Origin of the sequence: Tissierella carlieri (assembly GCF_018917285.1) — a bacterium.
GTDB classification, from domain to species: domain Bacteria; phylum Bacillota; class Clostridia; order Tissierellales; family Tissierellaceae; genus Tissierella; species Tissierella carlieri.
The window spans coordinates 48,940-61,754 of record NZ_JAHLOH010000053.1 but is presented as its reverse complement, the minus strand read 5'-3'; the positions used below and the strand labels follow the sequence as shown (position 1 = coordinate 61,754).

Here is a 12,815-nt window from a genome sequence, read left to right as displayed (position 1 = left end):
TCCTCCCTAACTACTCAACGTTTTGAACTTGTTCTCTTATTTTCTCTAATTCTGATTTTATTTCTACCACATTTTGAGAAATCAACATGTCATTTGCTTTTGACCCAATTGTATTTATTTCTCTATTCATTTCTTGAATCAAAAAGTCAAGCTTTCTTCCCACTGAATCTTTTTCATCCAATATAGATAAAAATTGTTTTACATGAGATTTGAGCCTTACAATCTCTTCATTAATATTACTCTTATCTGCAAAAATTACTACCTCAGAAGTAATTCTATCCTCGTCTATACTAATGTCCTTATCAAGCAACTCGCTAATTCTTTCTTTTAACTTATCTTTATACTCCAATACAACTAATGGAGACCTTTTCTCTATTTCCAATACTATTGCTTCAATTCTATTTAATTTTGAAATCATATCATTTTTTAACTCTTGCCCTTCTACTACTTTCATACCCATAATATCTCTAAGGGCTACATTTAATGCTTCTTTTAGACAAGTCCATGCAGTATCTTCATCTAATTCTTTTCTTTCTGTTTTTATGATCTCAGATAAACCTAGTATATTAAATAATCTAACATTATCCTCTAGATTCAGTTCTTTACATAACCCTTCTAAAGCAGATTTATAGGTTTTTGCCAAAGGAATATCTACTTTAATTTCTATAGCTGATTCATTTATATAATCTAGATTGATATATACATCAATCTTACCTCTACTAATTTCCGTTTTTATAATTTTTTTAACTTTTTCTTCTAAATATGCAATATGTCTAGGCATTTTGACTATAATATCATTGTATCTATGATTAACAGCCTTTATTTCCACCCTAAAATTATAGAATTCGTTACTAAATTCACCTCTACCAAAACCTGTCATACTCTTAATCATAATAAACACCTCTCTTTCACCACTTATTGTATTACAGTTAAGTATTATATATCTTATATTAATATTAATCTACTATATATTACAAATTTTTAATATTCTCTTTCTAATTCCTTTTAGTTTATTATTTCTTAATATAGTGGTATACTTTTAGTAGTCTTAGTTAATATTGGAGGAATTAATATGGCATTTGATGGTATTGTAACAAAAGCAGTTGTTAAAGAATTAAAAGAAAAATTAGTGGGAGGAAGAGTTGATAAAGTTTATCAGCAGGAGAAAGATGAAATTCTAATCCATATTCATAATAAGGGGATTAATTATAGATTAATAATGTCTGCTAGTAGTAATAATCCACGAGTTTATTTAACAGATTATTCTAAGAAAAATCCTCCTGAACCACCTATGTTTTGTATGCTTCTAAGAAAACACCTTATTGGAGGAATAATATTAAATATTGAGCAGTTTAGCTTGGATAGAGTAGCTTTTATTGATATATCAGCTATAGATGAACTAGGTCAACCTACAGAAAAAAGAATAATCATTGAAATAATGGGCAAACATAGCAATATTGTATTAGCAGATAAATCTTCACTTAAAATAATAGACTCAGTAAAGAGAGTTTATGAAGATATGAGTAGAGTTAGACAGATATTGCCAGGTATGGTTTATGAATATCCGCCACTACAGGATAAGGTTAATCCTTTAGATATTACAAAAGAAGTTTTCTTTGACATTATGAATTCATCAGACAAAAATTTACCTTGTTTTAAATTTCTTTATTTTAGCTATCTAGGATTAAGTCCATTAATAAGTAGAGAGATATGCTTTGATGCAAATTTAGATATAGATAGAAATCTTGGTAGTATGTATGAAAAAGATAAAAATACTTTATATCTTTCTTTTAATAAATTTATGAATCAAATATCTAAGGAAGAATTCACACCTATTTCAGTCTTAAATAATAATAAAGCTGAAATAGTAGCTTTTCACGCCATGGATCTTAATCAATTCGGAGTAGAAAATAAGCTTTCATTTGATTCCATATCAAAACTCTTAGATAATTTCTATCGTAGGAAAGATATTATAGATAGAATAAGTCAGAAATCACAATCCATTAGGAAATCAATTCAGGTAAAATTAGATAGAACATTAAATAAGTTAGGAAAACAAAAAGAAGAATTACTAGAAAGTCAAGATAGGGAAAGATATAAGATTTATGCTGATTTATTATCTGCTAACCTTCACGTTGTCCCTAGGGGAGCAAATAATATAGAACTTGAAAATTTCTATGATGAAAATATGAATAAGCTAAATGTTCCTCTTGATATAAAACTATCTCCTGTAGCAAATGCTCAGAAATATTATAAAAAATATTCAAAGCTGAAAAATGCCCATCAGTTACTGTTAGAACAAATACCTGAGACAGAAGATGAGGTTTCATATCTAGAAAATGTACTTATGAGTATAGAAAATTCAACTGAAATTGAAGAGTTAGATGAAATTAAAGAGGAATTAATCAGTGAAGGTTATATAAAAGGTTCTCTAAAAAAGAAAAAGAAAAAAGAGGATTCAGTTTCTAAGCCTCTTCATTATATTTCAAAAGATGGATTTAATATTTACGTAGGAAAAAATAACAAGCAAAATGATTATTTAACACTTCGTTTATCTCATAAAGATGATTTATGGTTGCATGTTCAAAATATGCCAGGCAGTCATGTGATTATAGGCAAAGAAGGTAAAGCTATTCCAGATTCTACTTTAGAAGAGGCGGCGATATTAACCGCATATTATAGTAAAGGGAAAAACTCAAATCATGTACCAGTGGATTATACAGAGAGAAAAAACGTCAAGAAACCTAAAAATGCTAAAGCTGGAATGGTAATATATGAAAACTTTAAAACTATGATTATCAATCCTTCTAGAGAATTAGTAGATAATATTAAAAAGGTAGAATCCTAGGATTTTACCTTTTTAACTAATTATAAACACTTGATCTATTCCATCAATTTCTTTAAAATTTACCTTTACATTCTCAGATTTAGATGTAGGAACATTTTTACCTACGTAGTCAGCCCTAATTGGAAGCTCCCTATGGCCTCTATCTATTAAAACAGCTAATTGTACTCTAGAAGGTCTTCCTTTATCTACTAAAGCATCTAAAGCAGCTCTAACAGTTCTTCCAGTATATATAACATCATCTACAAGAATAATTATTTTACCATCAATATTTATATCCACGTTATCGTTGACTATCGGTTCTTCACTAATTTCTGTTAAATCATCTCTGTATAAAGTAATATCAAGAGAAAATACTGGAATACTGTCTCCTTCAATCTCTTCAATTTTCTTAGCCAATCTCTCTGCGAAAGGACATCCCCTAGTCTTAATTCCGACCAAAGCAATATCTTTAATCCCTTTATTTCTTTCAATTATCTCATTAGCTATTCTGGTTGTTGCTCTTTGTATAGCTTTTTCATCTAAAATCACTGCTTTGACATTCATATTCATCCCTGCTTCCTTTTGGTTTCTAAGGTATTTAAAATATTCTTAAAATACTCAGGCAAATCAATTTGAAACTCCATATGTTCTCCTGTTGATGGATGAGAAAAGCCCAATTTATAAGCATGTAACATTTGTTTATCTAATCCAAATTCATTTTTTCCTTTAGAATATACAGGATCCCCTACTACAGGATGATTAATATAAGCCATATGTACTCTTATTTGATGAGTTCTTCCTGTTTCTAGATTAACTTCTACTAAAGAGTAATTGTTATATCTTTCTAATACTTTATAATGTGTTATGGCCTCTTTGCTGTTTTTCTGAGTTACTGTCATTTTCTTTCTATCAGTTCCATGTCTTCCTATAGGTGCATTAATGGTTCCCTCATCATTAGAGAGTATTCCATGAACTAAGGAGATATAAACTCTTTTAACATTTCTCTCTTTAAGACTTTCTGATAAAATTCTATGCGCCTTATCATTTTTAGCTATAATTAATAGTCCAGAGGTATCTTTATCTAATCTATGGACTATGCCAGGTCTTATAATGCCATTTATAGAGGATAAATTATCAATATGAAATAATAATGCATTAACTAAGGTTCCAGTATAGTTACCTGGTGCAGGATGAACAACCATATCCTGAGGCTTATTAATAATAGCTAGATCTTCGTCTTCATAGACTATATCTATTGGTATATCCTCAGGGATAATTTCCAGTTTCTTAGGGCTAGGAAGGTTTACCTTTATATAATCTCCCTCTTTAACTAAATAACTAGATTTCACATGCTTATCATTCACATAGACTAGATCTTCTTTAATCAGTTTCTGTATATAAGATCTAGAGATTTCATCTAATTCTTTTGCAAGATAGGCATCTAATCTTTCATTGTCATCTTCATCAACATAAAATTCAACAATATCCATTATAACCCCTCATACTTATCAAATAGTACTAAAATTAATATTATAAAGGTTCCTACCACTATAGAAATGTCTGCTATATTAAAAACAGGAAATTCAAACTTGTTAAACAACCTAAAGCTAATAAAATCTACAACATAACCGAATCTAACTCTGTCAATAAAATTACCTATGGTACCTCCTAAGAACATTCCAAGTCCTAGTCTCATGAATATATTTAATTTATAATAATTTTTTATTAGAAAAAAAGAAAGAGAAAATATTACTATACAAGTTATAATAATAAAAAATATTTTCTTATTCTGTAAAATCCCAAAAGCAGCACCAAAGTTTTCAACATAAGATAATCTAAAGAAATTAGGAATTATATTATAAGAAGCTGAACCCTTTAAATACTTAATAGCAGCAAATTTACTAAGTTGATCTAATAAAATAATAACAGCAGATAAAATAAATATCAAATTTGATTCCTCCTAGTCATTTAAGTATACATTCTATTTTATATTATTATTATATTAATATCAATAGTTAGGAAGATTAAAAAAACCTCTGAATACTATCCAGAGGTTTTTTAATCTATAAAAAGTTTTCACTTTATTATCTTGTTAACAAGAACTCGGCATATAGAATCAAAAGGCTATCTTGTAATACTGCGATAGAAGATTTTTTATTTTAAAGTATCATCATAATATTCTTGAGATATATTCTCAACTTCCTCAACTCCATCACCGCCGTCACCATCCTGTTCATCCATAATCCCCAGGTGATCACCAGTGGTAAATGATGGGTCATCAGGAACCATATTAAATGATGCCACTTTTTGATAGGCATCTTCCCTATCGAACTCTACCATATCTTCTGTAGTATCACTAAATGAATTATGTTCTTCATCTATAGGGACAAATTGTCTATTATCCATTCTAGTATTCTGTGTAATCGTAATACTATCAGCACATTCTATGCAATTCTTTAAATAAGGTATAAGATCAAGCCTTTCTTCATTGATTTTGCTCTTACATTTCTTACAAAGTCCATAACTACCATCTTTAATATCTTCTAAAGAACTATCTATCTCGTATAAGGTATCTTTCATTCTATTTTTAAATCCATTATCTTGTTCCATCATGAATAATTCAGTACCAATATCAGCAGGATGATTATCATAATTAGATAACTCACTGTAGTATACATCCATGGAACCGTATTCTTCCATATTATTCATATTATCTAATGTTTTTAATAAATTTTTCTTCTCCTCTAATAATCTTTTTCTAAAATAATGAAGTTTATTCTTATCCATAGCTTCCTCCAATCTTGCAATGATAAATTATGTCTTGATTAATAATATATCCAGCAGAGCAATAAACATTCAAAATTTAAGATAGAATAAAATTACATTATTTCAAAATTATCATGATATTTATGTTAGCTTTTTATATAGATCCTTAAATCTTTCAAAGTCAAGAGATTGAAATCCATCTGATAAAGCCTTATCTGGATTTGGGTGTATTTCTACTATTATACCATCTGCTTCTAAAGCTTTTGCAGCCTTCGATGCTGGAAAAACCAATTCCCTTCTACCAGTACCATGAGATGGATCTACGAATATTGGATAGTCTGTATTTTCCTTTAATATAGGAATACTCATTAAATCTAATGTATTTCTAGTGTAATCTTCAAATGTTCTAATTCCTCTTTCACATAAGATGATTTTTTCATTACCCTCTATTCTAATGTACTCCGCAGCCATAATCCATTCCTTAATAGTGGCACTCATTCCTCTTTTTAGCATTACTGGCTTATGAGTTTTACCAACTTCTTTTAGCAATGAAAAATTCTGCATATTTCTAGAACCTATCTGAATAATATCAATGTAATTCTGTGATTCTTCTATATCTCTTGGATCCATTATTTCGGAAATTATTTTGAAATTATATTTTGCTTTAATATCATTTAAAATTTTAAATCCTTCTAATCCTAATCCTTGAAAGGAATTAGGGCTAGTCCTTGGTTTAAAAACACCACCTCTTAATATCTTAACTCCTAAATCAGATAGAAATCTACCAATATCTTCCATTTGTCTATAATCTTCTATTGCACAAGGACCTGCAATAATCGTAAAGGAACCATCTCCAATACAAATTTCACTATCTATTTCAATACTTCTAGTCATTTAAATTCCTCCAACTACTTTCATGTAAATTATAAATTTCCAATTAAAGAAAAAAAGAGGCTATTATGCCCCTAAATGGTCAATCTCATCTAAATTTTCATCTATGGATTCTTCGTCAACATCTATATTTTTAGCTTGATTTTTATTCTCATAATCCTTATAGAATTCTTCTATAGAAATAAGTTGTGCTTTAATAAAAGATTCATATCTAGTTTTAAAAATAAAAATCTCTTTTTTCAAATAGTCATACTCTTTCATTATATTTCTAACTTCATTAAGTGCTTCATTAGTTCTATTCTTAGCCTGAATTTCAGCATCTTCAATTATTAGCTCAGCTTTCTTTCTCGCAGCACTGGTTACATCATCCGCTGTACTCTGAGCAATTACTAATGTACTTTTCAACGTTTCTTCCAGATTATTATACTGTCTAATTTGGTCAGTTAATATCCCTATCTTATCTTTGAGCTCAATATTTTCCCTATATAGCTTTTCATAATCATCATTGATAGAATCTAAATAAGTATCAACTTCTCGTGTATTATAGCCTATTAAAGATTTCTTAAACTCCTTATTTTGTATATCTAGTGGTGTAATCATTTGTCTCACTCCATCTAAATTAATATTCTTATAGTAGCTTTTATTTTCCCCTTTTTACTTAATCCCTCAACAGAGTGAAGAATAGAACGTCCATATCCTCTAATAGAAATTACATCTCCAACTTCTAATTCCTTAGCAGGCTTATCTATAGGTTCCCAGTTAACCTTCACATATCCCGATTTTATTATATCCATACTTTCTTGCCTTGATAAATTATAACTAGAGCTAATATATACGTCAAGCCTGTAGGAAGACAAGGTTTTATTTATTTCCTTGTATAAAATTTCAACAGAAGATATAGAATTCAAAGATTTTTCTTCTATTCTGACCTTCTTATTTGCTACTTTTTCTAGATTGAATAAAAGAAAGTCTCCTATATCCTTTTTTATTACTACATCTGTATAATCTCCATGTACTAAAATATCCCCTATTTTTGACCTCTTTATACCTAAATTAAGTATTGCCCCTAAAAAATCCTTATGAGATAATCCATCTAAATCGCCATATATCCTTAAAGCAGTAATTTTCTGAGGGAGATTATCAGGATCATAATAGCTAGGATAAATAGTTATTATTTGTCTCTCAGCCTGTATAGTTCCACCATTTTCTAAGTAATCTATTTCATCAAATCTATTAAGAATTGATTTGGCTAATAATCTCTCATATGGATCAAGAAAATCTGTAGATTCACAGGAGTGATTATTCATTACTATCTCAACTTTGTCTATAATTCTTCTCATATCTATAATCTTATCATTGTCTTTTATATGAGAAGTATATTTATCTTTATCAATTTTCATCTTAATACCTATCTATAGTAATATTCTGCTAGCAATACTGTATATTACTCTTAAAAAAAGAATGGCTAATAGAGGCGAAAAATCAAAAATACCAGTATTTAATCCTAGTTTTGCAATTAATTGCCTCGCGGGTCCAAGTACAGGTTCTGTTAATTCATAAACTAATCGAGTAAAAAGATTTTCACTATGAATATTTAGGAAAGAAAGTACAATCCTAACTACAATTAGTATTTCTATTAAATTAAGTAATATTATAATTGACCTATATAACAGTAACATTTAATATAATCTACTCCTTTTTCTACCAAGAAAATATACCTTTACTTTTAAGTTCATCTTTCAATCCATCAATTTCTACATTACTAGGTGCAAAAATAAAAATGTCTTTTGTAACCTTTTGAATGTTACCTTCCAAAGCATATAGACCGCCACTGATAAAATCAAATATCTGTCTCTTAATATTATTATCTAATTGTTCTAAATTTACAATAACTGTTTTTCTAGATTTTAAATCATCTATTATGCTAGGCGCTTCATCATAGCTAAGAGGTTCATGTACTATAATTTTCATGTTACTATTAGTATGGATGTTTACAACTTTATTATTTAACTTTTTTGTTTTAGTAGGTACTGCCACATCATAATCTTCTTCGTATTCTTCATAATCTTCATTCATTTCTTCATCTTCTAAGTCCTGTACACCTATGAAATACTTAATTTTGTCCATAAAATTACTCATTATATCCCTCCTAATAATTTCTTTTACCGAAAATGGCAGAACCAACTCTAATCATATTGGAGCCCTCTTCGATTGCTAGTTCATAATCATTTGTCATCCCCATGGATAAATAATCCATAGATAAATTCTCATAATTTTTATTTTTTATATTCTCTTTTAAATTATACAAAGTTCTAAAGATCTTTCTTAAAAGGATCTCATCTGTTGTATTAGGGGCAATTGTCATTAACCCTCTAATTTTAATATTTTTGAAATCTAAGATTTCTTCAATAAAGTATAAAACTTCTTCTACTTTAAGACCAAATTTGCTTTCTTCTTCAGCTACATTAACCTGTATCAGAACGTCTGTTACTATAGCATTGTTCTTCGAACGCTTATCTAATTCTTTTGCTAATGATAATCTGTCTAAAGAATGTATCAGTCTAGTCTTTCCAATAATATTTTTGACCTTATTGGTTTGTAAGTGTCCTATCATATGATAGTTTACTGTATCACCAATTAAGTCATATTTTTTTTCTAGTTCTTGAACTTTATTTTCGCCTATATTAGAAATGCCAACTCTAATGGTTTCATTTATTCTATCGATATCTATAGTCTTAGTAACAGCTATTAGTTCAACCTTTTCGCCTTCTCTACCAGATTTCTTTAAAGCTTTTTCCATATTTTCTTCTATCATGATTATGTTACTTTGAATAGATATTTTCATCCCCTCCATCTTAATTAAGTATTTGTCCTTCTTTTATATTAATAGTATTTAAAAATATCTCATCAAATAAAGTTATAGTTTTTACTGGCTGTTTTTGACCTTCTATTGTAATATTTCCACTATTGTCACCTATATCAACATAAGTATAATTATCATCTTCACCAATGATAATAATAGGTCTAAACTTCACTATACCACTTTTGTCCTTAATATATACCCCTTTTATAGAATCTTTATCTACAATTGATTTTGTAGGTATTTTATATCCCTCTTTTTTAGATTTTATAATATCTACCTTAGGAAATCTAATATTATAAAAATCATGTAGCATAGTGTTAAGTCTTACTACAACAACACCTTTTTTATCAGAAGGATTAATCGATACAATTTTGGCCTTAAGCTCACGCTTGTCCTTTTCTAGTGTGACTTTAATATTGTTTCCAACTTGAAAGCCTTCAATCTGTTTTAAGTCCTCTATTTTCATAGCAATATACCATTCAAAATTATCTATGATTTTATAAATAGGTTCACCTACAGTTATAGCTGATTTTGTTTTTATATCCGCATCTTTTAATTCCTTTAAAACTAATTTATCATAAGTATAGTTTTCAAAGTCCTTAGGTAAATAATTTTCTTCATAGCCATCCACCACATAAGATATGATTCCTCCATGGCTAGAATAATATTTTATATTGTTACTCTTAATTTCTGAATTAATACTATCTCTTTTTGATTTTAAATTTTCAATACTTTGTCCTACTAATGTATTAGAAAAAGAAATATCTTTATTTTTTTCATCATACAAAGAAAGTTGACTCTTTAATAAATAAATTTCGTCAAAATTGCCTGTAGCAATTGCATTTTGTAATTCATTAACTAAGGAATCCTTCATCTCTAGAATTTTTTCTTTTTCATTTAATATAATCTTAGTTTCAATTTCAGACTTTTCTAAAGCAGAAATCGATTCTTCTAGTTGGGAAAGTTCCTCCTTTAGTGATGAAGTATCATTTAAAGAGTTAACACTAGCAACCTCAACACCTGCAGATAATCGTTGTCCCTCCGTAGAAGAAGTTTGTAATTCACCATTGCTAGTTGATTTAATCACTGTCTCATTTTTTATCACAAAGCCTTGAGTAGAAAGTTTTTCTATCAAAGTCCCCTTTTCAGGTAATATTGTTTTTGCATTGCTTGCAAGTAAAGAAGGAACTGCTCTAAATATTAAATATATAAGGACAAATGATATAATTGCAGTACGAAAAACTCTTCTTTTCCTTCTATTTTTTTCTCTTTTCTCATAAGACATATATTTCACCCTTAATTAAAAAACTTTCCATACTTGCTTACTACCTTAAATTTCAAAATATTGTCAATTGCGAAAAGTTTTATTTCATCTCTATGTGTAACCATCAATATGGATTTATCCTTTTTCTTCGCTCCTAAAAGTATTCCATTATACTTCTTATTTTCTTTTGTAATAACCCTAATCTCATCTCCAGCCTTTACTCTTAATCCATCTAAAATAAATTCTTTCATATCTGCCTCATTTAAATGTTCTTGTGTAACTACTTTTTTATCAATTATTATTATATTATTTTTTAAATAGATTTTTTCTTTTAATATTACAAATATATATCCAAATATACTTGCTATAAATAGTAATACTAGCATGATTCGTAAATAATATAACAATCCTACACCTCCAAAATCTTAAACATATTAATAGTATAACATAACTATATGCTGTTTTAAACTACTTTACGAAATCAAATTATGAATATTAAGTACTGATTTTTTATGTATTTTTATGTAATTCTATGTAAATGGATGTTGAATATAGAAGTTTTAGTAATATATTTGCAATATAAGAAGTTTTAGAGTATAATAAAAATGTTATCTCTAAAATAATATTTAGTATAATAAAATCTAGCGGGATGTGGCGCAGTTTGGTAGCGTACAAGTCTGGGGGACTTGGGGCCGCTGGTTCAAATCCAGTCATCCCGACCATTTTACGTCTTGGTATACCTTTGTAACCTTGTAAAATATCCATTTATGTTTTTCTGAATTGTGTATATTTGGATATAATTTATTAAAATCGGCTCAAGTGGCACGTAAATATTAATAATTTTCAACAAAAAAATAGGACCTTAATGGTCCTTTCTGTTTTATTAAATAGCTATCAATTTAATTCTTATTTAGTACTTTTAATGCTCTAGGAGAGCTTCCTTTTCTCTCTACAAATCCTTTTGATTCTAGATTTTTTAAATATTTATGTACTGTGCTAGGAGAACTAAGTCCTATTAGCTGACATATGTCTCTAACGCTAGGAGCATATCCATTCTCCTTTACATAATCTAATATTATATTTAATACTTGTGATTCTCTTTCAGTTAGCATGTAAATTCCCCCTTTAATTGATTATATATGAACGTTAGTTCTGTGTAAAGGAGGAATTTGTCAATTTCTGGTGAAATAGGTTATATTATTAATTTTGATTCTTATATGCTTTTTAGAAAAACTATATATCTTTTTTAGTTTTTTTATTTATTTAATATTGTAGACTTTATCTGAGTATTTCATATTGATATGGTTACATTATTTATTGGATAATGTTGCTTTATCTTTTAATAATTATACTGTGCAATATCTGTAGCATATAATATTAGCTTTTATTTTCAATTATTTCCCATTATATTTAATTTTTTTTAACACATCCTAATATGCAGGAGGTGTTAATTTTGTCTGAGATACAAGAATTACTTAAAGATATAGATACATTAAAGAAGAACTTAAATGAATTAATTGAGAAGAAAAATTTCAATCTACAAGATTCGGAAATCATTAAAGCTAGTCAAGAACTTAATATTGCTATTAGTAAGTATAATGATCTAATTGTTAAAAAGTTATAATTATACTATTTATACAAGAGAAAGCCTTAGATTACTCCAAGGCTTTCTCTTGTATAATATTAAGTTCCTTTACTGCTGCCTCAATCATCATATCTAAATCTTCTACAGATACACTTATACCATGACTATTCAAATAATTAATAACATATTCCTTCTTTTGATTTCCAGTTTTAGATCCGTAAATCTGTTCCGCTGCTTGAACTGCAAGAGTAACTAAAAAATAAACATTTTCTCTTTGTTCTCTTGTGGTCTTGGATTTAAGATAAGGCACTAATAAATAAGTTATAATGGTGCCTAATAATCCAATTAAACCCAATATTATCTTAATCATCCCTTCATTCATCTTTACCAAATCCCTCCTTAAAAATATCAACTATTTTTATACCTGTCATGGCAATAAGCTCTGTTCCAGTAAATTTAAACCATTTTTCTATAAGTATGGAAGGTTCTGAACCAGTCTTATAGTATAAGAAAACTATAGTAGTAAATAAGATATTCATTACAATTATTAATGTTACTATCTTTTTGGAAAACTTTGTTTTGCTTTTATTTTTTCTTCTAGCACTAATATTTTCTTTAT

General features: G+C 28.2%; 18 protein-coding genes and 1 tRNA gene. 3 read left to right on the top strand and 16 right to left on the bottom strand.

From position 1 onward, the window contains the following. Positions 1 to 10 precede the first annotated feature (10 nt). Positions 11 to 892, bottom strand: a complete 882-nt coding sequence (locus KQI38_RS19290) for a YicC/YloC family endoribonuclease (protein WP_216562370.1) — start codon at positions 890 to 892, stop codon at positions 11 to 13. 180 nt (positions 893 to 1,072) lie between these two features. Between KQI38_RS19290 and KQI38_RS19285 the strand changes: the two genes are divergently transcribed. Then, the gene (locus KQI38_RS19285) at positions 1,073 to 2,848 is read left to right on the top strand and encodes an Rqc2 family fibronectin-binding protein (RefSeq protein WP_216562367.1); all 1,776 of its coding nucleotides are present in this window, start codon (positions 1,073 to 1,075) and stop codon (positions 2,846 to 2,848) included. Positions 2,849 to 2,860: 12 nt separating this feature from the next. Here KQI38_RS19285 and pyrR read toward each other — a convergent pair whose 3' ends face one another. From pyrR to KQI38_RS19225, 12 genes are all read right to left on the bottom strand, one after another. Next, on the bottom strand, positions 2,861 to 3,391 hold the full coding sequence (gene pyrR, locus KQI38_RS19280) for a bifunctional pyr operon transcriptional regulator/uracil phosphoribosyltransferase PyrR (protein WP_216562364.1): 531 nt from the start codon (positions 3,389 to 3,391) through the stop codon (positions 2,861 to 2,863). 2 nt (positions 3,392 to 3,393) lie between these two features. Next, positions 3,394 to 4,317 (bottom strand): RluA family pseudouridine synthase, encoded by a 924-nt coding sequence (locus KQI38_RS19275; protein ID WP_216562361.1) that lies wholly within the window; start codon positions 4,315 to 4,317, stop codon positions 3,394 to 3,396. Next, positions 4,317 to 4,775 (bottom strand): signal peptidase II, encoded by a 459-nt coding sequence (gene lspA, locus KQI38_RS19270; protein ID WP_216562358.1) that lies wholly within the window; start codon positions 4,773 to 4,775, stop codon positions 4,317 to 4,319. Before lspA ends, KQI38_RS19275 begins: the two co-directional genes overlap by 1 nt. A gap of 206 nt (positions 4,776 to 4,981) precedes the next feature. Further along, complete coding sequence (locus KQI38_RS19265) at positions 4,982 to 5,614, bottom strand: TraR/DksA C4-type zinc finger protein (RefSeq protein WP_216562355.1); 633 nt, start codon at positions 5,612 to 5,614, stop codon at positions 4,982 to 4,984. Positions 5,615 to 5,734: 120 nt separating this feature from the next. Next, positions 5,735 to 6,487: a bifunctional 3-deoxy-7-phosphoheptulonate synthase/chorismate mutase gene (locus tag KQI38_RS19260; RefSeq protein WP_216562353.1), complete on the bottom strand. Its 753-nt coding sequence runs from the start codon at positions 6,485 to 6,487 to the stop codon at positions 5,735 to 5,737. A 63-nt stretch (positions 6,488 to 6,550) separates the two neighbouring features. Beyond that, positions 6,551 to 7,084 carry a DivIVA domain-containing protein gene (locus tag KQI38_RS19255; RefSeq protein ID WP_216562350.1) on the bottom strand — a complete coding sequence of 178 codons (534 nt, stop codon included), beginning with the start codon at positions 7,082 to 7,084 and terminating at the stop codon, positions 6,551 to 6,553. Positions 7,085 to 7,098: 14 nt separating this feature from the next. Next, a complete protein-coding gene (locus KQI38_RS19250; RefSeq protein WP_216562347.1) occupies positions 7,099 to 7,884 on the bottom strand; it encodes a YlmH family RNA-binding protein in 786 nt (261 codons plus the stop codon). A 12-nt stretch (positions 7,885 to 7,896) separates the two neighbouring features. Continuing rightward, a complete protein-coding gene (locus tag KQI38_RS22895; protein WP_216562344.1) occupies positions 7,897 to 8,163 on the bottom strand; it encodes a YggT family protein in 267 nt (88 codons plus the stop codon). Positions 8,164 to 8,185: 22 nt separating this feature from the next. Next, positions 8,186 to 8,623: a cell division protein SepF gene (locus tag KQI38_RS19240; RefSeq protein WP_216562341.1), complete on the bottom strand. Its 438-nt coding sequence runs from the start codon at positions 8,621 to 8,623 to the stop codon at positions 8,186 to 8,188. Positions 8,624 to 8,633: 10 nt separating this feature from the next. Then, complete coding sequence (locus tag KQI38_RS19235) at positions 8,634 to 9,323, bottom strand: YggS family pyridoxal phosphate-dependent enzyme (protein WP_216562632.1); 690 nt, start codon at positions 9,321 to 9,323, stop codon at positions 8,634 to 8,636. A gap of 16 nt (positions 9,324 to 9,339) precedes the next feature. Next, positions 9,340 to 10,632 (bottom strand): biotin/lipoyl attachment domain-containing protein, encoded by a 1,293-nt coding sequence (locus tag KQI38_RS19230; protein ID WP_216562339.1) that lies wholly within the window; start codon positions 10,630 to 10,632, stop codon positions 9,340 to 9,342. An 11-nt stretch (positions 10,633 to 10,643) separates the two neighbouring features. After that, positions 10,644 to 11,018: a hypothetical protein gene (locus KQI38_RS19225; RefSeq protein WP_216562336.1), complete on the bottom strand. Its 375-nt coding sequence runs from the start codon at positions 11,016 to 11,018 to the stop codon at positions 10,644 to 10,646. Between the two features lie 238 nt (positions 11,019 to 11,256). On the opposite strand from KQI38_RS19225, the gene KQI38_RS19220 reads away from it, so the two are divergent. Continuing rightward, positions 11,257 to 11,333: transfer RNA gene (locus tag KQI38_RS19220), tRNA-Pro, on the top strand. Between the two features lie 177 nt (positions 11,334 to 11,510). On the opposite strand, the gene KQI38_RS19215 is transcribed toward KQI38_RS19220, so the two are convergent. After that, complete coding sequence (locus KQI38_RS19215; RefSeq protein ID WP_216562334.1) at positions 11,511 to 11,723, bottom strand: LexA family protein; 213 nt, start codon at positions 11,721 to 11,723, stop codon at positions 11,511 to 11,513. Positions 11,724 to 12,064: 341 nt separating this feature from the next. Here KQI38_RS19215 and KQI38_RS19210 point away from each other — a divergent pair, with 341 nt between their 5' ends. Then, positions 12,065 to 12,235 (top strand): aspartyl-phosphate phosphatase Spo0E family protein, encoded by a 171-nt coding sequence (locus tag KQI38_RS19210; RefSeq protein WP_094900013.1) that lies wholly within the window; start codon positions 12,065 to 12,067, stop codon positions 12,233 to 12,235. Between the two features lie 31 nt (positions 12,236 to 12,266). On the opposite strand, the gene KQI38_RS19205 is transcribed toward KQI38_RS19210, so the two are convergent. Next, positions 12,267 to 12,578 (bottom strand): phage holin, LLH family, encoded by a 312-nt coding sequence (locus KQI38_RS19205; protein WP_216562330.1) that lies wholly within the window; start codon positions 12,576 to 12,578, stop codon positions 12,267 to 12,269. Next, positions 12,571 to 12,735: a hypothetical protein gene (locus KQI38_RS19200; RefSeq protein WP_216562327.1), complete on the bottom strand. Its 165-nt coding sequence runs from the start codon at positions 12,733 to 12,735 to the stop codon at positions 12,571 to 12,573. Before KQI38_RS19200 ends, KQI38_RS19205 begins: the two co-directional genes overlap by 8 nt. Positions 12,736 to 12,815: the final 80 nt, after the last annotated feature.